The organism is Luteibacter jiangsuensis (assembly GCF_011742555.1).
Taxonomy (GTDB): Bacteria; Pseudomonadota; Gammaproteobacteria; order Xanthomonadales; family Rhodanobacteraceae; genus Luteibacter; species Luteibacter jiangsuensis.
Genome location: NZ_JAAQQR010000003.1, coordinates 594354 through 615811, shown reverse-complemented (window position 1 = coordinate 615811; position 21458 = coordinate 594354). Strand labels below are relative to the sequence as shown.

17 protein-coding genes are annotated in these 21458 nt (G+C 66.0%); 8 read left to right on the top strand and 9 right to left on the bottom strand.

Annotation, left to right across the window (positions count from 1 at the left end; translation table 11 throughout):
- Positions 1-6: 6 nt before the first annotated feature.
- From ahcY to HBF26_RS09600, 6 genes are all read left to right on the top strand, one after another.
- Positions 7-1440 (top strand): adenosylhomocysteinase, encoded by a 1434-nt coding sequence (gene ahcY / locus HBF26_RS09625; RefSeq protein WP_167125360.1) that lies wholly within the window; start codon positions 7-9, stop codon positions 1438-1440.
- 261 nt (positions 1441-1701) lie between these two features.
- On the top strand, positions 1702-2523 hold the full coding sequence (locus tag HBF26_RS09620) for a hypothetical protein (RefSeq protein ID WP_167124426.1): 822 nt from the start codon (positions 1702-1704) through the stop codon (positions 2521-2523).
- Between the two features lie 19 nt (positions 2524-2542).
- Positions 2543-4522: a T6SS phospholipase effector Tle1-like catalytic domain-containing protein gene (locus HBF26_RS09615; protein WP_167125358.1), complete on the top strand. Its 1980-nt coding sequence runs from the start codon at positions 2543-2545 to the stop codon at positions 4520-4522.
- 77 nt (positions 4523-4599) lie between these two features.
- Entirely contained in the window at positions 4600-5430 is an 831-nt protein-coding gene (gene metF / locus HBF26_RS09610; protein ID WP_167125356.1) for a methylenetetrahydrofolate reductase [NAD(P)H], read from the top strand.
- Positions 5431-5503: 73 nt separating this feature from the next.
- Positions 5504-6001, top strand: a complete 498-nt coding sequence (locus tag HBF26_RS09605; RefSeq protein WP_167125354.1) for a DUF4124 domain-containing protein — start codon at positions 5504-5506, stop codon at positions 5999-6001.
- 180 nt (positions 6002-6181) lie between these two features.
- Positions 6182-7099: a branched-chain amino acid transaminase gene (locus tag HBF26_RS09600; RefSeq protein ID WP_167125352.1), complete on the top strand. Its 918-nt coding sequence runs from the start codon at positions 6182-6184 to the stop codon at positions 7097-7099.
- A gap of 164 nt (positions 7100-7263) precedes the next feature.
- Here the strand turns inward: HBF26_RS09600 and HBF26_RS09595 are convergent, their stop codons facing one another.
- From HBF26_RS09595 to HBF26_RS09555, 9 genes are all read right to left on the bottom strand, one after another.
- On the bottom strand, positions 7264-8139 hold the full coding sequence (locus tag HBF26_RS09595; RefSeq protein WP_167125350.1) for a hypothetical protein: 876 nt from the start codon (positions 8137-8139) through the stop codon (positions 7264-7266).
- A 12-nt stretch (positions 8140-8151) separates the two neighbouring features.
- Positions 8152-9654: an esterase-like activity of phytase family protein gene (locus HBF26_RS09590; protein ID WP_167125348.1), complete on the bottom strand. Its 1503-nt coding sequence runs from the start codon at positions 9652-9654 to the stop codon at positions 8152-8154.
- Complete coding sequence (locus HBF26_RS09585; protein ID WP_167125560.1) at positions 9654-11963, bottom strand: TonB-dependent receptor; 2310 nt, start codon at positions 11961-11963, stop codon at positions 9654-9656. Before HBF26_RS09585 ends, HBF26_RS09590 begins: the two co-directional genes overlap by 1 nt.
- A 191-nt stretch (positions 11964-12154) precedes the next feature.
- Complete coding sequence (locus HBF26_RS09580) at positions 12155-13438, bottom strand: sensor histidine kinase (protein ID WP_167125346.1); 1284 nt, start codon at positions 13436-13438, stop codon at positions 12155-12157.
- Positions 13422-14108 (bottom strand): response regulator transcription factor, encoded by a 687-nt coding sequence (locus HBF26_RS09575; RefSeq protein ID WP_166699672.1) that lies wholly within the window; start codon positions 14106-14108, stop codon positions 13422-13424. Before HBF26_RS09575 ends, HBF26_RS09580 begins: the two co-directional genes overlap by 17 nt.
- Positions 14109-14323: 215 nt before the next feature.
- Positions 14324-15259: a 30S ribosomal protein S6--L-glutamate ligase gene (gene rimK / locus HBF26_RS09570; protein WP_167125344.1), complete on the bottom strand. Its 936-nt coding sequence runs from the start codon at positions 15257-15259 to the stop codon at positions 14324-14326.
- Positions 15256-15705 carry an ATP-dependent zinc protease family protein gene (locus HBF26_RS09565; protein WP_167028164.1) on the bottom strand — a complete coding sequence of 150 codons (450 nt, stop codon included), beginning with the start codon at positions 15703-15705 and terminating at the stop codon, positions 15256-15258. Before HBF26_RS09565 ends, rimK begins: the two co-directional genes overlap by 4 nt.
- A gap of 183 nt (positions 15706-15888) precedes the next feature.
- A complete protein-coding gene (locus HBF26_RS09560) occupies positions 15889-17193 on the bottom strand; it encodes an MFS transporter (RefSeq protein ID WP_167125342.1) in 1305 nt (434 codons plus the stop codon).
- Positions 17194-17325: 132 nt separating this feature from the next.
- Positions 17326-18300: an AraC family transcriptional regulator gene (locus HBF26_RS09555; protein ID WP_167125340.1), complete on the bottom strand. Its 975-nt coding sequence runs from the start codon at positions 18298-18300 to the stop codon at positions 17326-17328.
- Between the two features lie 113 nt (positions 18301-18413).
- Between HBF26_RS09555 and HBF26_RS09550 the strand changes: the two genes are divergently transcribed.
- The gene (locus HBF26_RS09550) at positions 18414-18953 is read left to right on the top strand and encodes a carboxymuconolactone decarboxylase family protein (RefSeq protein WP_167125338.1); all 540 of its coding nucleotides are present in this window, start codon (positions 18414-18416) and stop codon (positions 18951-18953) included.
- A gap of 217 nt (positions 18954-19170) precedes the next feature.
- Complete coding sequence (katG, locus tag HBF26_RS09545) at positions 19171-21456, top strand: catalase/peroxidase HPI (RefSeq protein WP_167125336.1); 2286 nt, start codon at positions 19171-19173, stop codon at positions 21454-21456.
- The last annotated feature ends 2 nt before the right edge of the window (positions 21457-21458 follow it).

Here is a 21458-nt window from a genome sequence, read left to right as displayed (position 1 = left end):
CGCCAGATGAACGCCGTCACCAAAGACACCTCTTTCCAGGACTATAAGGTCCGCGACATTTCCCAGGCCGACCTCGGCCGCCGCCGCATCCGCATGGCGGAAGAGGAAATGCCCGGCCTGATGCAGATCCGCGCCCGCTACGCTAACGAGAAGCCGCTCAAGGGCGTGCGCCTCTCGGGCTCGCTGCACGTTACCAAGGAAACCGCCGTGCTCGCCGAGACCCTGCGCGAGCTGGGCGCCTCCGTGCGCTGGGCTTCCTGCAACATCTTCTCCACCCAGGACGACGTGGCCGCGGCGCTGGCCGCCGGCGGCCTGCCGGTATTCGCCTGGAAGGGCGAATCGCTGGAGGAATACTGGGAATGCACGCTCGACATGCTCACGCACCCGGGCGAGCTGGGCCCGCAGCTGATCGTCGACGACGGTGGCGACGCCACCCTCTTCATCCATAAGGGTGTGGAACTCGAAGACGGCAGCGACTGGGTCAACACCCCGAGCGGCAACCACGAAGAACAGGTCATCAAGGACCTCGTGAAGAAGACCGCCGCGGCGCGTCCGGGCTGGTTCAAGAAGATCGCCGCCGAATGGCGCGGCGTGTCCGAAGAAACCACCACCGGCGTGCACCGCCTCTACCAGCTCGCCGAAGCCGGCAAGCTGCTGGTGCCGGCCATCAACGTCAACGACTCGGTCACCAAGAGCAAGTTCGACAACCTCTACGGCTGCCGCGAATCGCTGGCCGACGGCATCAAGCGCGCCACCGACCTCATGGTGGCCGGCAAGGTGGCCGTGGTCTGCGGCTACGGCGACGTGGGCAAGGGTTGCGCGCATTCGCTCAAGGGCTTCGGCGCACGCGTCATCGTGACCGAGATCGATCCGATCAACGCCCTGCAGGCCGCGATGGAAGGCTTCCAGGTCACTACGGTGGAAGACACCCTCGGCATCGGCGACATCTATGTCACCACCACGGGCAACAAGGACATCATCACGCTGGAACACATGGCGAAGATGAAGAACAACGCCCTGGTCTGCAACATCGGCCACTTCGACAACGAGATCCAGATGGATCGCCTGAACACCGCGAAGGACGTCACCCGCGAGACCATCAAGCCGCAGGTCGACCGTTACACCTTCGGCGCCACCGGCCACAGCATCTACATGCTGGCCGAGGGCCGCCTGGTGAACCTCGGCTGCGCCCACGGCCATCCGAGCTTCGTCATGTCGAACAGCTTCTCGAACCAGACGCTGGCGCAGATCGACCTGTGGAAGAACAAGGACACCTACGAGAAGACGGTGTACCGCCTGCCGAAGAAGCTGGACGAGGAAGTGGCCCGCCTGCACCTCGAACAGATCGGCGTGAAGCTCACCGTGCTCACGAAGGAACAGGCCGACTACATCGGCGTGCCGGTGGAAGGGCCGTACAAGGCCGACCACTATCGTTACTGATCGACATCACCGCTAAGCAGTGATGACGGAAGGCGCCTTCGGGCGCCTTCTTTCGTTTCGTCGCCCCGAAACATCTGAAGGGCCGGCGGCAGACGCAAAGCTGGCGGTCACTAGCAAGCCCTTGCGGAATGCGGCCTACAGCCCGCGTCGGCAATGAACTATTGCCATGCTCTGCCACTTACTTGAGCATCCTCCCGCCCACGCAAGGAAGGCTCGCTATGCATCCATGGAAGGCGATTGGATCGGCGCAATGGAGAAATCATGACATCGGAAGACGACTTCGGTGACGAAGGCGCGCGTCCATCGTCGCTCATCCCTGTTCACAAGCTCGCGACGCGCGACCCGCTGCACGACATGCAGCTGCTGCGCGACGTGGCGATCATCAACGAGCAGGTGCGGCGAGAGTTGGGGCCACCGCCACGCCCCGCGCCTCAACAGAAACCCGAAAAGGAATGGGAAGACATGAAACCTCGCGAACTTGCCATGGCGGCGCTGATCGCTGTGGGATCTTCCAGCTTTACCACTTGCGCGTCGTCTGCACAGACGCTAAGCGAAGAGCGCTATATCGACCCCGCGGTGCGTGCGGAACTCAATCTTCAACCGCCCAAATGGCCGTTGAAGTTCAAGGACCATTCCTTCAGGGTGGTCTGTTACAGCACGCAAATGTGCAAGGTCTGGTATGCAGGCGCGTGGTCGATCCGCGATAAACCGACGCCGCCTTCATCCAAATATGGGCCGAAGTATCTCGATCACCTTCTCGGCGGCCATGTCGGGATTGCCAATTTTCCCGAACCGGCGGAAGTGACATGGCGTTCCATGGACGGCACCGAACATCAAGCTCATATCGATATCGGCGCGATCTTTCGCGACGAGATTGCCAGGCATAACGTCCCTAGGGAAGAGGTACTCGACCTTCCCGATGGGGAACTCACTGTCGACCCACAGATACTGCTGGAGATCAACGACCGGACGATTCGGGTCTACATGCGCACCTATGTCCCGACGAAGCATTTCCAGAAACCGAGCAATCCCTATAGCAATTCGCGAGATGAACTGATCCTCGCTGAGACCTACCAGTACTGAAACACACGGAGCGTGACCCATGGGGCAACTTCTTTCGGGCGGCACGACTCGCCCTGCAAGCGCCAGCGATCTGGACGCCTATGAGCGGATGCGCGAACAGCAGGCGAAACAGACCGTGCCGGTGCTGCAGCACCGTGACCGGCCGCACGAGTACCTGTTCATCGCCCTGTTCGATGGCACAGGACAGAGTGCCTACAACGATCGATTACTAACGAACATCGGCGAGTTGAAGAAGCAAGCCGACGAACTTGCTGATGAGCACAGTAATCGAGTCCGCGTAGGCTATGCCGAAGGGATTGGTACACAGAAGAATCCGTTCGCCCGCGCCATCGATGGCGCCATCCCTTACACGTGGGACGACAAGATCCGTAAGGTCTACCGGGACCTTTCCAGGGCGGCAGAACAATGGAAGCACGAGGACCCGGAGGCGCAGATTCGCGTCGTCGGCGTCGGCTACAGCCGAGGCGCCGTCCTCGTACCCGGGTTGGCGCGTCTGGTCGATCAGTTCGGTATCGCCCATCCGGAAGGTTTGAAGTTCGGGCGTGACGCCCACGGCAACCTCACCGTGAAGTCGCCGAGCACCCTCGTCCCGCCGGGCGAAGTGGCCCAGGCCGTCGGACTGTTCGATCCGGTCGGTACGAATCTTCCGAAGAACTACGACGCGCGCCTGCCGAAGTCCGTGCTGTCGGGCTTCTCGCAGATTGCCCGCGACGAGCAGCGCGAGTTGTTCCCGCACCAGACCATCCTCGATCCGGATTGGTCCGACGACGGCCGTTTCTTAAGTGCCACCCTCCCCGGCGGCCATTCCAATGTCGGCGGCGGCAACGACGACGCGGGGCTCGAAACCCTGGCCTTCAACGGCATGGCCGACTATCTGAACGCGCTGACCGATCGGCCGCTGTTCACGCATCGAGAGGTGCCGCCGGATCCGGCGCAGTTCACCATCTTCCAGGCAGACGGCGTCACCGCCGCCTTCGGCTTGCGCATGGACAAGGACGGCCAGCGCAATCTTCGCGACGAGTTGGCGAATTGCAAGATCGTCGATATCTGCCGCGATGCCGAGCCGGTGGATCCCTCTCTGGCCAGCCGGTTCGACTGGCAGCGCGTCACCCCGGAACCACCCGAAGCACTGCCACAACTGCCGGATACCGCCGAGGTGGCGCGAACCGTCGAAGCACCCGCGATGCCCGGTCCTGCACCGACACCGCCGGCGCCACCACCGCCCGTGGTACCCGTCATCCGGCTCGACGACCCGAGCCACCCCGATCACCGCATGTATCTCGACGCCCAGACGCATGTGTACGACCTCGACCGGCAGGTCAACCGAACGCCCGACCAGCGCAGCGACAACCTCAGCGCCGCCCTCGTCGTCGCCGCCCGCTCCGACGGCCTTGAGCGCATCGATCGCATCGAACTCAGCAAGGACGGCGCCACGCTCACGGCCATCGAAGCGCCGTTCGACCGGGCGGAAAGGCGCAGCGAGGTGTCCGTCGTCGCGTCGATGAACACGACGATGGCACACAGCGCCGACAGGTGGTCGACCGCCATGCACGACTTCGCACAACGTCGGACCCTGTCGCACGACGTGGCGCAAGAAGTGGACCTGGACTCCTCGCCTGCGAACCTTCCCACGTCATCGAACATCGGCCGGAACGATCCGCGCCATGCGGACCATCCCCAGCACGGGCTCTACAAGGAGCTGGAGCGATGCGTTCCGGATGCCTCGGAAGACCGCCTGCTGGAATTTACCGCCGCCTGCCATGCCAGCCGGATCACGGCCGACAACCTTTTCGACGTGCGCCTGGACGAGGACCGGATGACGATCGAGTTCATCGGGACCGGCGTCCGGACCCGGCCGGCCCTGATCGATCTGGAAAAAGAGCCGCCCTTACCCGAACAGGCCATCGAGCAGATCCAGCAGCACGACCAGCGGCAGGCGCAGATCATGGAGGAGACGCGCGCGCAGCAGGCGCAGGCGAGCATGGGGCGCTCGCTGTGATGCGCACACGACTCTTAGCCATCTTTCCATCTGGATAGAAAGATATCTATACTGCGGCCATCTTGCCGAGGTCGCCCATGCCCGCCATCAGCTTCGAATTCTTCCCGCCGAAAACCGACGAGCAGCGCGAGCAGCTCGATGCCGCCGTGAGCCGTCTCAAGGCGCATGCGCCGGACTACGTGTCCGTGACCTTCGGCGCGGGCGGGTCGACGCTCAGCTATACCGACGAAACCGTGCGCCGGCTGCGGGCGGAGCATGCGCTCTCGGTGGCACCGCATCTGTCGTGCATGGGCGGCACCCGGGCGGAGATCGGTGCCCTGCTGGACACGTACAAGGCGTCCGGTTGCCGCCGTATCGTGGCCCTTCGCGGCGACCTGCCCTCCGGCATGGCCAGCCCCGGCGACTTCCGCTATGCCGCCGAACTGGTGGCCTTCATCCGCGAGCACAGCGGCGATCACTTCCACATCGAAGTGGCCGCCTATCCGGAGACGCACCCGCAGGCGGAGAACGCCCTGGCCGACCTTCGCCACTTCAAGGCCAAGGTCGACGCCGGCGCCAATGGCGCGATCACCCAGTATTTCTTCAACCCGGACGCCTATTTCCGCTTCGTCGACGACGTGGCGAAGCTCGGCGTGAATGTGCCGGTGGTGCCGGGCATCATGCCGATCGCGAATTTCAGCCAGTTGCGCCGGTTCTCGGACCAGTGCGGCGCGGAGATTCCCCGCTGGATCGTGAAGCGCATGCAGGCGCATGGCGACGACGCGGCCGCCGTGCGCGAGCTGGGCGCCGACGTGGTGGCGGAGCTTTGCCGCCGCCTGCTGGACGGCGGCGCGCCCGGCCTGCACTTCTATACGATCAACCGCGCGCGGGCGACCGCCTCGGTGCTGGAGCGACTCGCCGCGCGGTAACGTGCGCGCCGTCACCCTTCGCTGAAGGGCGGACGGGGATGATGACGCACCGTCCGCCACCGCGTTCCGTGCCGTGATCCGTGCCATCGTCCTGCTGCTCCTGCTTTTCGTCGCCCTGCCCGCCGCGGCGCAGACCGCGATCCACCGCTGCGTCGGCACGGACGGGCGGCCCGTCTACAGCGACCAGCCCTGCGCGAGCGTCGGCGCCACGTCGCTGTTGCCCGCGCCGTCCGCGAGTACGTCGTCGTCGGACGGCCCTTCCGCGGGCCTCCTCTGTGCGAAGGACATGGCCGAGCTTCGCGGCGGCCTCGCCGAGGCGTTCGCCGCCCGGAGCGCCAACCGCGTGGGCGGGCTCATCCTTTGGTCCGGCTACGGTAGCGCCGGGGCCGTGGAGAACCTGCGCACCATGGAATCCCTGGTCCGCCGTCCGCTGGTGTCCCTTGAAGGCGACGAGGGTTCCGGCATCGACGCGGTGACCTCGGCCCCCGGCGGCGACGGCGCGACGACCCGTCGCGCGCATTTTTCCGTGGTGCGCGACTCCGGCTGCCTCTGGTTGCGGCCACCGGGCTGAGGCGGCCGGGCCCGCTGCCGCGGAAATCGCCGCTGAAGCGGCTCCCACACAAAGCGCACGCGCCGGCTCTGTCGGAGCGGTGCGCCTTCCCGAGGCCCATCCGGCCGCGCACTGACGCATCGCGCCATGTGGGCGGGTGCGCCACCCGTTATCATGGGCGGTCCCCTCCGGAGCGATCCCATGTCTCAGAACTACCCCGAATGGATCTGGCAGAACGGCCAGATCAAGCCGTGGCGCGATGCCACCGTCCACGTGATGGCGCATGCGCTGCACTATGGTTCGTCGGTGTTCGAAGGCATCCGCAGCTATGAAACGCCCGATGGCGCCGCGATCTTCCGCCTCACCGACCACCTGAAGCGTCTCTATCTGTCGGCCAAGATCTACGACATCGAGATTCCCTATTCGGTGGAAGAGCTCGCGGAAGCCTGCCGCCAGGTGGTGAAAAAGAACGACCTGAAGGCCGCCTACCTGCGTCCGGTAGCCTTCCGCGGCCTGGGCGGTTTCGGCCTCTCCGCCGAGTGCCCCACCGACGTGGCCGTGGCCAGCTGGCCCATGGGCCCGTACCTCGGCCCCGAGGCACTCGAGAACGGCATCGACGCCTGCGTGTCGAGCTGGCAGCGTTTCGCGCCCAACACCATTCCGGCAGGCGCCAAGGCCGGCGGCAACTACCTCTCCGGCCAGCTCATCGCGCGTGAAGCGCGCCGTCTCGGCTTCGGCGAAGGCATCGCCCTGGCGTCCACGGGCCTTCTCAGCGAGGGTGCGGGCGAGAACCTGTTCCTCGTGTTCGACGGCGCCTTGCACACCACGCCGGCCAGTGCGTCGATCCTCACCGGCATCACCCGCCACACGCTGATGACCCTTGCGCAGGAAGAGGGCATCGAAGTGGTCGAGCGCGACCTGCCGCGCGAGTACCTCTACCTCGCCGACGAGATCCTGATGTGCGGCACGGCGGCGGAAGTCACGCCGATCCGCTCGGTGGACGGCAAGAAGATCGGCACGGGCAAGGCCGGCCCGATCACCCGCCGCCTGCAGGAACTGTTCTTCGGTCTGTTCAACGGCAAGACCGCCGATCGCTGGGGCTGGCTGGAGCCGCTGTAAGGACACGTAGGAGCGCGCCCTGCGCGTTTATGCCCGCGTCGGGTACGACAGTTTTTCGCCTCAGTCCGCAAGCTGGCGCGCCAGCTCCAGGTAACGGCACCAAAACATGTCGCGCGCAGGGCGCGCTCCTACATTGCGGCTATGCTCGCCAATGCATCAATGGCTCAGTTGCAGAAACCGTTCGGGTACGCCGCCGAGCGATAGGCGTAGAGCCAGCTCGTCTTGCCCCCATCGTTGGCGATGTTCCAGTTGTTGCCGATCGAGCCGATCGCCTTGTTGAGCGTTTGCGAGCGCGTGAGCACCGGCGTGGTGAAATAGCTGTCTTCGTCGGCTTCGACGCGGAACGAGAGTTCGGCGAGCGACGGCGTGGCGGCGTTGTTCACGTACCACAGCGTCAGCGTGAACTCGGCAACCGACTGGCCGATGTCCGACACGGGGCCGCCGTACTCCTGCTGCGTCACGGTGACGCCACCGACCGCCGACAGGCTGGCGCTAGAGATGTCGGACAGCGCGGACGCGCCGGGGAACTGCGAGATGAGCGCCGACACCGTGGCCGGCGTCGTGGTGAAGTTCTGCTTCGTCGAATGCGCGAGCACCAGGTTGCCCGGCGTCACGTCCGTCTCGAATTTCGTGTCCTTGTTCTTGCCCGCGCCGGAGACGTCGGTCCAGTACGAGAGTTCTTCGTCCGGATGACGGAACTTGAACTGGATGTCCGAATGGTCGCCGGCGCGGGTACGCACGGTATAGCCGCGCCCGTAGAGCGAGCAGCTGTGCGCTGTGTCGTAGTAGGCCAGTGTGTCACGGTCACCCGCGCTGAAGCTGCCGGTGACCATCTTGTCGAACTTCAGCGCGGCGAGGCGCGTGGACAGATCCTTCAGCAGCTGCGCCGCGGCGGTCGAGGGATTCGTCGCGAAACGCGACGCGTCCAGGAGCACCTTGTATTCCTTGCTGTCGACGTAGGCCGGCGTGTTGGCATGCGCAGCGACGGCGCCGAACAGCAGCGAGGCGGAAACCAGCGAGAGAACCGTACGTTTCATCATGCGCGTTAGCCTTCAGTGGTGGTGGGAGGCGGTCGTGGAACGCATGTCCGGCAGGGTGAGCCGGAACACGAGGATGCGGTTGTCGTTGTCGATGGCCGAGTCGCAGCGCTCGCCATCCATGACGCAGTGTCTGGCGACGAAGTCGTTGTCGTTACCGACGAGCAGGAACCAGTCGTCGGGATGGCCGTCGTCGAGCGCGGGAACGAGGTCCATGGCTTCCCATTTCTCGGACAGCTGCGTCGCGCCCGGCGCCAGCGATAGCCCAGCGCGTGCCAGGTCGGCGGGGTTAAGAAGGTTGACCAGCGGCTGCCAGGTCGCGGGGCGGATCGCCATGCGCAGCGCACCCGACGCCTCGCGCACCGAGGTGGTTGCGGTCTCGTAGGCCGTGCCGGCTAGGTTCGTCGCGCCTGTCGTGTCGACGAGCAGCACGCTCTTGTAGACGATGGGACGATCGCTCTCCGCGCCGCGGCCCGCGGCGTCGCGCGCGAGCATCAGGAACCGGTGATCGTCGAGCACACGGATCTCGCTTTGCGCGGCCGTGCGATCGGGCACGCCGCCCTTTCCCTTCGCGTCGTATGCCGGCAGATCCACGACGAAGTGGGCCACGGGCCGACTGGGCGTCGCGTTACGGCTCACGTCGTAGACAAGCACGCGCGTCGGTGTACGACCCGCGCCGTCTTCGCCACGGCTGTCCTGCACCAGCGCGCTCTGCAGCACCACGAACAACCGCGTGCCGTCCGGGGAGAGCGCCATGCCCTCCACGCCCTGATTGTTGCGGCGGCCGCTGGCGGGCGGGCGCAGCGAGGTGAAGTCGGGCGCGCCGCGGGTGTCGAGCGGCCGCACGGCGCGCGGCGGCTCGATCACGCCCGTGAGACGACCGCCGCGATCGAAGCGGTAGACGTTCGCCGCGTACTCGTCCCCGATGTAGAAACCGCCGTCGCGCGTGAACTGGAGCGACTCGGCATCGAGGGAGACCTTGCCGGCACCCGTCCCCCTCTTCGGCGACGGCAGCACGATGCCATGTTGCGTGAGCACGCCGGGGCCGGGGTCGGCGCCGGTGAAGGGTTTGCCGCGAAAGTCGGCGAGCACGCGGCCGCCATCGGGTATGAACGTGACGGTGCCGGCGATCGACGTGCCCTTTCCGGGAACCATGCGCAAGCGAAAGCGATGCATCCGTGCGCGGTAGTCGAAGAACACCTGATGTTCCGGATCGTTGCGCCCGCGGTCCGGTAGCGTCCACAGAATGCCGGTATACGCGTCGCCGTCGCGCCGCCACGTGCCAGGCTCGATCGAGAGCGACGAGAACGAACCCAGCGTGTCGCCCAGGAAATCGACGGTGCCGGCGGACAGGGAGCCACTGGCGACAAGGCCCTGGTCGACGTAAGTCCGGCCATCGCTCTGGATCGATCGCGGCAGCGGCGCGGTCGCGATGTCGGGCGCGCGGATCGCGACGGATTGCGCCGCCACCTGCGACGACAGGATGACGACGGCCAGCCCCGCGACCGCGCGGCGCATCAGAAGCGCACGTCCAGCGTGGCGAAATACTGCCGCGGCGCGGACGCATGGAACACATAGGCCGTCCCGTTCGGGTCCGCCGGTACGAAGGCGCTGGAATCGAAGTTGCTGGCGTAGCGCTTGTCGCCAAGGTTCGTCACGTTGAGCGACAGGCGAACGTCGCTGGCGAACGACATCGCACCGAAGTCGTATCCGCCCGAAAGGTCCCACACGGTGAAGCCGCCGAAGCCCCGGTCGTTGGTGTACGTGTAGAAGCGTTCGCCCGTGTACTTTCCGCGCAGCGATGCGAACCACGCGCCCTGCGTCCAGTCGATCTGCGTCGCGAAGAGCTTCTTCGGCGTGTCGGTCTGGATCCGTCCCTTCGTGTGCTGAACCACGCCGGCCTGCACGTAGTCGCTGGCATACGTCGAGCGATTCAGGGACGCCGAGTTGTACCAGCGGAGATGTTCATCGGGCGTCCAGACGAAGGTCAGTTCCACGCCATGGCTGTCCACGCCGCCCACGTTGTAGAAGCGGTTACCGCAGGACGGCCCGACAGGTTGGCGCGAATCGCATGGGTTGTACTGCAGCAGGCGATTGTCGAAGCGCACCTTGTACGCCGCGAGCGACGCGGCCAGCGGGCCGCTCTCGACGCGGTATCCGGCCTCGAGGCTGCGCGACTTCTCGGGCTTCAGGTCGCCCTGCGCGTTCCAGATCGCCTGGCTCACCGCCTGGGGACCGAGCTTGAATCCGCCCTGGAACATGGCGATGTTCTTCGCGAAGCTCGCGAACACCTCCTGCCCCTCGGCGAGCTTGTAACGGGCGCCGAACTGGGGCAGCAGCGCCTTGCTGGCGCTGAGCTTGCCGCTGGCGAACTGGTTGTTCGACGTAGGGCTGATCGGCTTCACCGCCACGCCCGGAAGCGCGGTTGCCTGCGAGGTCGCGTGCGGGCTCTTCACACCGACGTCGACGACCAGCGCGTCGTCGAGGAAGCGGATCGTGTCCTGCAGAAACGCCTGACGTGTGTTCCACACCGTGCGCTGGTCGAACACGCCGAGGTCCGGCGTCTCGTCGATGCGACCACTGAGGTCGCGCGGACCGGTCACGTAGCTGCTGTAGCGCGATGCGCTCGACACATTATGTTCGTACCAGACGCCACCTTCGACGTGGTGGTTGGCGATGTCCCACGAGGCCGACAGGATCGCGCCGGAGCGATTGATCGTGTAGAGGGTATTGCGAAAGATAATCGGTAGCTGCCGGGCCGTGCCAGGGTACGAATACGTACCGCTATTCCAGTTGTGGCCTTCGCCGGCGTCCTCGTGATGGTAAGCCTGCGCATGGATCGTTACCGCGTCGCTCGGGAAGAAGTCGCCCGCGAGGTAGTAAAGATCGTCATCGCGCAGGATCTGCCCGGCCGTGAACGCGCCGTCCGCGTCGGTGTCCGGACCACTGCGATCGCACAGCCGGGCGTTGAACGTGCCGCTGTTGCAGTACGCCTTGCCGATCGCACGTTGCCAGTCCGGCGCGTAGCCGCCCCAGTCCCAACCGAGGCCGCGAGCGAGTTCGCTTTTCGACAGGTAGAAGTAGTCGGCCTGCGTGGTGCGCGACGTGTCCGCGAAGCCGGTGATGCGCGCCCAGTCGAAGTCCCATACGGCCTTGCCGTTGAACTGCTTCGTCGTCGACTGGTTGTACGCATCCTGGTGATTGAACAGATCGGATTCCGTACGGGCGCCGGAGAGGTACATCGAGAACCAGTGGTAATCGCCGGTGTCGAAGCGCGCGTAGGTGCGACGGTTGTGGTCGCTGCCGAATGTCTGGGCCACACGTCCACCCATGGTTTTCAGCGGGTCGCTCGACGTGTAGGCGATCGTTCCGCCGAGGTTGCTGGTCGACGGGGTACCGAGATTGCCGATGCCCTCGGAAAGCTCAGCACCGCCGAAGTTCTCCGAGATCAGCGCGCGATTGATCGAGAGCCCGTTGTAGTTGTTGTAGGCGCTGTCGCCGAGCGGCATGCCGTCGAGCGTGTAACCGAGACGGGTACCGCTGAAACCGCGAAGGCTGAGCGTCATCGACTGCTCGTTGGTACCCAGCGCGTCCACGGACTGCGCGTTCACGCCGGGCAGCGTGTTCAGCACCTTCTGCAAGCTCGTACCGGGCGGCAGCACCTTCTGCTCGGCCGGCCGCAGACGCTGCACCTGGCGCGTTTCGCCCGTGCCGATCACGGAGACCGCGTCGAGGTCCTGGGCCTTTTCACGATTCGCCACCGGCGCATTGGCCGCGGGCGACGTGGTATCGGTGTCCGTGGCGTGCACGACGGAAACGAGGGCCATGCCGAGGGCGGCGGCCAGAGCGGTATGCCGGAAGAACACGAGCGACGTCCCTTCTTACGCGGGCGCGCTGCGGCGGTTCCTCCCCTGAGGTTGCCCGACACGCGCCATGGAAGCGCCACATGGTCGGACGTCTAAATGAAATCTTGATGACACGTGAGATGACGGTCCTGCGACGCGCAGGTCGCGATTCCTCAGCGGAAATCGATCGTCGAGATGGCGCCAGCCATCTCGGGGCGTGGCCGCAGGGAAACGTCCCAGCCGTAGAGTTCGCACAGGCGGCGCACGATGGCCAGACCCAGGCCCGCGCCGCCACCCGTGGCACTTTCGCCGCGGATGCCGCGCTGGAAGAGTTTCTCCGCGTCCTCGGGCTTGATGCCGGGGCCGGTGTCGATGACGTCGATGCGCCCGTCGAGCACGCGCACCGTGACCTTGCCTTCCATCGTGTACTTGATGGCGTTGCCGATCAGGTTGGTCAGGGCTACCGATACTACGGAGGCCGGCGCGTTCACGGTCACCGAGCCGTCGGCGATCAGTTCGATCTCGATCGGCTTGCCGCCCATCTGCGGCCGCTGGCTCTCGATGACGTCGGAGGCGACCTTGGCCACATCCGTGGTCTCGCCGCGTGTTGGTCCGCGGCGCTCCGCGCGCGACAACAGCAACAATGCCTCGATGAGTTCCGTGGCCTGGCGCGATGCGCGTTCGATGCGCTTCAGGCGTTCGCGCAACTTGTCGGTGAGGTCGGGCGACCCCTGAAGCAGCTCGGTGGTACTGGCGATGACGGCAAGCGGCGTGCGCAACTCGTGGCTCACGTCGGAATTGAATTCGCGGTCGCGCTCCACCACCGAGGTGAGCCGCATGGCGTATTCGTCGAGCGCCACGGCCAGCTCCCCCACCTCGTCGTCCGCAAAGTGCGGCGCCAGAGCCTCGGCCTTGCCCACGCGGCGAAAATCGCGCAGGCGGCTGGCGAGGTCGGTGACGGGACGCAGCACGCGCGAAGACAGCCACACGCCCAGCACCAGCGACATCAGGCCGAACAGGAACACCGCGGCCACCACGCTGGTGATGAGCTGGCGCTTGCCGAGTTCGTCGCGGGACACGTCGAACTGGAGGAAGCTGATGATGCCCCCTTCCCTGCGCACGGCTACCTTGTAGTGGTGGCTTCGCCCGTCCTTGCCCGTCTCGTAGAGATCGTGCACGCCCGTCCCGAGCGACTGCCAGTTCAGCGGCGCCTTGTAGATCGTGCGGTCGCTGAAGGTCGCACCCTTCACGATGTCGAAGGGCGGCGCCACGTTCGGATTGGCCCGCACCTTGGCGTTGAGCGAATCGACTTCGTCCTGGAGGGCCGAATTGATCAGTTGCTCTTCGACGCGCTCGCGAATGTTGAGCGCGGCGTACGCGAACAGGGCGCTCAGGCCGAACCCGAACAGCGTGAACGTGACGATGAGTCGGAAACGGAGCTTACGCCTGGACCGCATCCGGATCGACCATGCGGTATCCGATACCGTGACGCGTGTGGATCAGCGGCTTCTCGAACGGTTTGTCGATGGCCGCGCGCAGCCCGTGGATGTGCACGCGCAGGGAGTCGGAATCGGGGAGTTCCTCGCCCCACACGCGCTGTTCCAGGTCCTGGCGGGTGACCACCGAGGGGCTGGCCTCCATCAGCGCCTGGAGCAGCTTCAGGCCGATGGGGTTCAGCTGGATGGACTTGCCTTCGCGGGTGACCGTGAGGGTGTCGAGGTTGTAGGTGAGGCCGCCGACCTTCAGCACCCGGCTTTGCGGGCCCTTGCCGCGACGGGCCAGCACTTCCAGGCGCGCCGCCAGTTCCTGCAGGGCGAACGGCTTGGTCATGTAATCGTCGGCGCCGGACTCGAAACCGGTGAGCTTGTGCTCCAGGGAGTCGCGGGCCGTGAGCATCAGCACCGGGGTCTGCTTGTGCGCCTCGTGGCGCAGCTTTTTCGCCACGTCCAGACCGTCCATGCCCGGCAGGGTGAGGTCGAGCACGATGACGTCGAAATCGTGCACCACCGCCAGGTGCAGGCCGGTGACGCCGTCGCCGGCGAAATCCACAACATGGCCGCGGTCTTCGAGGTAATCCCCGATGTTGGTCGCGATGTCGGTGTTGTCTTCGATGACCAGAACGCGCATGCGGCACTCCGTGTTGTGCGGTCGCTTTGAGTCTTAGGAGTATTGCGACAGCAAGCTTAACGGGGAATGGGTGAAGCGGACAGCACCGCGGCCTGCCTGCCTCCCTAAAAGAGAGGCCCGGGCGGGGAAACCCGCCCGGGCCGAAAGAACTACTGCCCCGATACCGTCACCCCGCGTCGCGGAATCACAGTGGGACCTTTATAGGGGACGGCCCTTTAAATCGCCGTTAACCCCTTCGCGACCCGCGGTTTTCGGGCCTTCGGGGCGACCGGCCGTTCAGCCAGACGGGCTTCGCAGTGGGCGACGATGGCGGCGGCCACGTCCACCCCGGTGCTTCCCTCGATGCCTTCCAGGCCGGGTGAGGCGTTCACCTCCAGGAGCAGGGGGCCGCGTGAGGAACGCAGGAGGTCCACGCCGGCCACCTCCAGCCCCAGGGCCGATGCGGCCTCCACCGCCACCCGGCGCTCGTCGTCCGACAGCTCCACGGCCGCTGCGGTGCCGCCGCGATGGATATTGGCGCGGAACTCGCCCGGGGCCGAGGACCGCTGCATCGACGCCACCACCTGGTTGCCCACGACGAAGCAGCGCAGGTCCTGCCCGTTCGCCTCGCGGATGAACTCCTGAACCAGGAAGTTGGCGTACAGCCCGCGGAAAGCCTCGATGACGCTCTGCGACGCCGAACGTTTCTCGGCCAGCACCACGCCGGTGCCCTGCGTGCCTTCGTTCAATTTGATGACGTGCGGCGGGTCGCCCAGCATGGCCATCAGGTCGGCGGTGTCATCCGGGTTGTCGCCGATCACGGTGAGAGGCATCTCGACACCGCGGGCGGCGAGCAGCTGGAGGCAGCGCAGCTTGTCCCGCGCGCGCAGCACCGCGTCGGACGGATTGGGCGTGAACACGCCCATCAGTTCCAGTTGTCGGAGCACGGCCGTGCCGTAGAAGGTGCTGGATGCGCCGATGCGCGGGATCACGCAGTCCACGGGCCCCAGTGGCTTGCCCTTGAAATGGATGGCGAACGACTGCGGCGCGATGCTCATGTAACAGCGCAGGGGGTCGATGACACGAACCGTGTGCTTGCGCTTGCGCGCCGCCTCCATCAGGCGCTGGGTGGAGTACAGCCGCGCGTTGCGCGACAGGATGGCGATCTTCATGACGGGTCCCGGACGACGCGGCGCGGCGTCTGCGAATAGGAAAGCGATGGGTCGACCAGGAAGCGTCCGTCGAGGGCGGTCCGGCCGAGCAGAAGGGGGAACAGCATGTGCCGCCTGTCGGTGAGGTTCACCTCCGCCATGAAGCGGCGTCCGGCGAGCTCCACGTCGGTATGGATGAACCAGCGCGTCGTCGTGTGGCCACCCGAATCGGTGACGGAACGCCGGCCGATGGCCCGGGCCTCGCACGGCGCCGATACCCCGCCCTTGCGGGTGGTGCGCACCTGGAAACGCAACCAGGTGCCGTCCGCCCGCTCGTCCACGTCCAGCCATTCCACATGCAGCGACGACGAGCGCGCGCCCGTGTCGAGCTTGGCCTTGAGGACGGGAACGCCGAGCGACGGAAGAGCGAGCCGTTCGCGCCAGCCGAGGGTGATGACGTCAGTCATGGTCTGGAGCGAGGTGTGAGGACGACGGTGGACCGCGGGGAACGATCCGGTAAGCGCGGCGGCACCGCCGCGGCGAGAAAAGGATGCCCAACGTCCGTGGCCGGCGCAACTGTCATATGCGGGCGGCCGAGGGCCGCCGTCACGGGCATGAAAAGAGCGTGAAACGAAAGGGTCGCGATCGGGTTACGAGGCGGACGTTTTTCGCTGGCGCATCATGTAGAAGGCACTGCAGGCGCCGACTAGCGCCACCAGGCCCACATAATGCGCGGGACCGAGACCGCCGGCCGACTTCGCCAGGTACCCGACCAGCACGGGCGTCGCGGCGCCGCATATGGCATAGGCCACGTTGTAGGACAGCGAGATGCCGGAGAAGCGGATCGCGGGCGGGAACGCCGCGACGAGCACGGAGGGAACGATGCCGGCCACGCCCGCAAACAGTCCCGCGAACGAATAGAGCACGAACAGGTTCGCGCCGCCGGCCTTCAGGTCGGCATAAAGCGCATAGGTGCTGATGGCGAGGCCCAGCGACGCCACCAGCATGGCTCGCGCCTTTCCCTGCCAGTCGACGAGAAGGCCACCGAGCACGCAACCGATGCAGAGCGCCAGCGCCGCGAGACTGCCGGCGGTGAACGCACGCGCGGATGCCACATGGAACGCCGTCTGCATGAGCGTCGGCGTCATCAGGATCACCACGACGATGGCGGCCGTGAGCACCCAGGTGACCACCATCGACAGGAGCACCGACGGCAGGTGGTCGCGCAGCACCACCCATGCCGGAAGTTCGGTCGTGAGTTCCTTGCGTTCGCGCATGCGCGCGAACACGGGCGTTTCGCTCAGCCACCGGCGCAGGTACACCGCGAAGAAGCCGAACACGCCGCCGAGCAGGAAGGCGATGCGCCAACCGTGGTCGAGCATTTCCGCGGGCGACATTCGCGCATTCATGCCCGCCGCCACGAGCGACCCGATGAGGATGCCGAAGGTGAGCCCGGCGCTGAGGCTGGCGCACGCCAGGCCCACGCGGTGCCGCGGTACGTGCTCGGCCACGAACACCCATGCTCCCGGTACCTCGCCGCCGATGGCGATGCCCTGCACCACGCGCAGCAGGGTGAGGAGCACCGGCGCGAGCACGCCGATGGTCGCGTAGGTCGGCAGCACGCCGATGATCAGCGTGGGCACCGCCATCAGGAACACGCTCAGGGTGAACATGCGCTTGCGTCCGATGCGGTCGCCGAAGTGCGCCATCACCAGTCCGCCGAGCGGCCGCGCGAGATACCCCACCGCGAAGATGCTGAAAGCCTGCAACTGCGCCACCCAGTCCGACGTACCCGGCGGGAAGAACAGATGGCCGAGGGTCTTCGCGAAGTAGGCGAAGATCACGAAGTCGTAGAACTCGAGGGCACCACCGAGCGCGGAAAGCACGAGGGTCTTCGCGTCCCTTCGATCGAGCGGACGGTTGTCGATGTGAGCGGAATCGGCGGTGACGGTCATGGATACGCTTGGCGAGGGAGGGTTCGGACGCTGGCCCGGCCGGCTATTTAGTCGGCAGGCGCGAACAGGGTCAAGCATCATTGGCGAACGGTCTTGCCTGTAAGACGCGACGCAAGAAATTTCGGTATGCGGCTATACGTGCGCCGCCTGCGTTTCCGACCCGATGCGGAATTGCCGCCGCCATGCTCCCGGCGCCATGCCGATCGACTGCGTGAACACGCGACGGAACGCGGCCACCGACTGATAGCCGACGGCTTCGGCCACCGCCTCCGTCGAGCGCACGGAATTCTTCAGTTCATTGGCGGCCAGACTCATGCGGATGTCCTGCAGGAGTTCGCTCGCGGACTTGCCCAGGCCTTCCTGGAAGCGACGCATGAAGGTGGCGCGCGACATATTGCACAACGCCGCCAATTCGGGAAGCGTCCACGCACGCGCCGGCTCGGCCAGCATCGCGGAGATCGCCGGCGCGAGGCGTGGATGCGCGGCCAGCGCAAGCAAGCCCGGCGGCGGCGCATCGGACTGACTTGCCACGCGCAACACCAGCGCGAAGAGCGCGGCGGACAGCGCGTTCAGTATCGCGTATCCGCCGGGGCGGCCATCGGTGGACTCCGCGCGCATCAGCTCCACCAGCGAAGCCAGGTGCCGCGCGGCGGAATCGGCTTCGTCGCCGCCTGTTGCGCCGCCCGTGCGCACGACCAGCGTGGAAGGCAGATAGCTGCGCAGCCAGCGGTCGTGGGGCGCCGCGATGGCAAACCGGCCGCAAAGCATGTCCAGGGGCTCGCCCGTGCCTTCGTTCTCGCTGAGGACGACGTTCGGCGTCTGCCGCTCGTGCGTGCGCGCCGGCGGAAGACCGCTGCCGTCGCGCAACACATGGGCGGAACCGTGCGGGAAAAGCACCGCGTCGCCCGCATGCAACTCCACGACCTCGCCCTGGGGGCCTTCCACCCGCGCCGTCCCGCGCAGGAGCAAGTGGTAGGGCACCTCGCCGGGCAGCGAGATCTCGGCGTTGACGATCCACGGCGCGCGATACGCGCAGCGGATTTCCAGCCGTCCCGACACCGAGACCACGGCCAGGAAGCGGCTCAACCAATCGACATCTTCGGACATGCGACCCCCGGTGATACTTTTGAGCATCTTATCGAGCTATTGGAGGCTCGTCGAGATCACTCCGTGCGCCCAGACTATCTCCATCCCAACCACACACGCACCGGAGCCAAGCCATGAGCCGCATCCCCCTTCCCGCCGTCGATACCGCCACGGGCGCCACCGCCGAGGTCTATGCCAAGGTTCGCAAGGCAGCCGGCGGCAAGTTGCCCAACATGTACGCCACTATGGGCCAGCTGTCGCCGTCCCTGACGGCTGCCTACCTGGACGCGGAGACCGCGCTCAGCACGGCGGGCCTGGCGCGCAAGGACCTCGAAACGATCAAGCTCCTCGTCAGCGCACAGACAGGCTGTGACTACTGTGTTGCCGCCCACAACATGCTGGGCAAGCTGGCCGGCCTGAGCGCCGACGACGTGCGCGCCATCCGGCAGCTGGAAAACACGGGCGATGCGAAGCGCGATGCGCTGATCCGCTTCGTGCTGGGCGTCCTCCGCCAGAGCGGTACGGTGCCGGCCGAAGCCGTGGCCGACATCCGCGCCGCCGGCTACACCGATGCGCAGTTGCTTGCCATCGCGTATGCGATCTCCATGATCACGTTCACCAACACGTTCAACCGCATCAACGACACGACCGTCGATTTCCCCGCAGTGGAGTAACCGCACCGCGTGCGCGCCTTCGGGCGCGCACGTCTCCCCGCGAGCGTCGTGGATGGCACCCGGCACATATTCGGCAGACGTTGGCCTGCCCCAATGCACAACGATAGGCCACGCCTCTAGCTGCTATCGGATCAATCAATTTTTGCAATCTCCTTCACGCGCCTATGATCCAGAAAGGAGTTCTCCCCCCTTCCTGGCTGCCGAGAGGAGTTGCGCCATGTCGACCGAAGCGAAGTGCCCCTTCAAACATACCGCCGGTGGCGGCACGACGAACAAGGACTGGTGGCCGAAGCGCTTGCGCGTCGACCTGCTGAACCAGCACTCGTCGCGATCGAATCCGCTCGATCCCGACTTCGACTACGCGGAAGCGTTCGAGAAGCTCGACCTCGCCGCGGTGAAACGAGACCTTGCGGCGCTGATGACCGATTCGCAGGACTGGTGGCCGGCCGACTTCGGCCACTACGGTCCGCTGTTCATCCGCATGGCATGGCATAGCGCCGGTACGTACCGCATCGGCGACGGACGCGGCGGCGGCGGTCGCGGCCAGCAGCGCTTCGCACCGCTGAACAGCTGGCCCGACAACGTCAGCCTCGACAAGGCGCGCCGGCTGCTCTGGCCCATCAAGCAGAAGTACGGCAGCAGCCTTTCCTGGGCCGACCTCATGATCCTCACCGGCAACGTCGCGCTCGAGAGCATGGGCTTCAAGACGTTCGGGTTCGCGGGCGGCCGCGAAGACACCTGGGAGCCCGACGAGGACGTCTACTGGGGCCGCGAGAAAGAATGGCTAGGCGGCGACAATCGCTACGGCAAGGTGCAATCCGACGACGACGGCGTGCTGGTCGCGGACCCGCACCTGCATGGCACTGAGGAAGACCGCACCGAGCACGGCCGCAACCTGGAAAATCCTCTTGCCGCGGTGCAGATGGGCCTGATCTACGTGAATCCGGAAGGCCCGGAAGGAAACCCCGACCCGGTCGCCGCCGCGCGCGACATTCGCGAGACGTTTGCGCGCATGGCGATGAACGACGAAGAGACGGTCGCGCTGATCGCTGGCGGACATACTTTCGGCAAGACGCACGGTGCGGCCGATGCCAAGAACGTGGCAGCCGAACCGGAAGCCGGCGAACTGGAGCAGCAAGGCTTCGGCTGGAAGAACTCATATGGCAGCGGCGTCGGTGGCGACACTATCACCAGCGGTCTCGAGGTTACCTGGACGCAGACGCCCGCGCAGTGGAGCAATCACTTCTTCGAGAACCTGTTCCGCTACGAGTGGGAGCTGACGAAGAGCCCCGCCGGTGCGAACCAATGGGTGGCGAAGGACAGCGAGGCGGTGATCCCCGATGCGCATGGCGGCCCGAACCGGCGCCCGACGATGCTGACCACGGATCTCTCGCTGCGGGTCGATCCCGCCTATGAAAAGATCTCGCGCCACTTCCTCGAACATCCGGAAGCGTTCGCCGACGCGTTCGCGCGTGCGTGGTTCAAGCTGACCCATCGCGACATGGGCCCGCGCGCCCGCTACCTCGGCCCCGAAGTACCGGAAGAAAAGCTGATCTGGCAGGACCCGGTGCCGGATGTGGATCACCCGCTGGTCGGCGACGGCGACATCCAGGCCTTGAAGGACAAGCTCCTTGCATCCGGCCTCACCGTGGGCGAGCTGGTGTCCACCGCATGGGCCTCCGCCTCGACCTTCCGCGGCGGCGACAAGCGCGGCGGGGCCAACGGTGCGCGCATTCGCCTCGCACCGCAGAAGGACTGGAAGTCCAACCAGCCCGAACAGCTGGCACGCGTGCTGGAGCGACTGGAAGCCATCCGCTCCGAATTCAACGCGGCGCAGTCCGGGGGCAAGAAGATCTCGCTGGCCGACCTCATCGTGCTGGCCGGCGGTGCGGCCATCGAGAAGGCCGCGCGTGACGCGGGTCATTCTGTGAGCGTGCCCTTCGCCCCGGGCCGCACCGATGCGTCGCAGGAGCAGACGGATGTGGATTCGTTCGCGCCGCTCGAACCCGTGGCCGATGGATTCCGCAATTACCTGAAAGCCGCGTACAGCGTGCCGGCGGAGGCCTTGCTCATCGACAAGGCGCAGCTGCTGACCCTGACCGCCCCCGAGATGACCGTACTGGTGGGTGGGATGCGTGTGCTCGGCACCAACGTGGACGGCAGCAACCAGGGCCTGCTCACCGATCGTCCGGGCAAGCTCACCAACGACTTCTTCCGCAATCTGCTGGACATGGGCACCGAGTGGAAGCCCACCTCGCCGGCGCGGGAATCGTTCGAGGGTAGCGAGCGCGGCACGGGCAAGCTCCGCTGGATCGCCAGCCGCGTCGACCTCGTGTTCGGCTCGAACTCCGTGCTGCGTGCCCTGGCGGAGGTTTATGGAAGCGCCGATGGCGAAGACAAGTTCGTGCAGGACTTCGTCTCGGCATGGACGAAGGTGATGAACCTCGACCGCTACGACCTCAAGCGCCGCAAGAAGGCGGCGCCGGTGCGCGAAGCCGCGTGAGG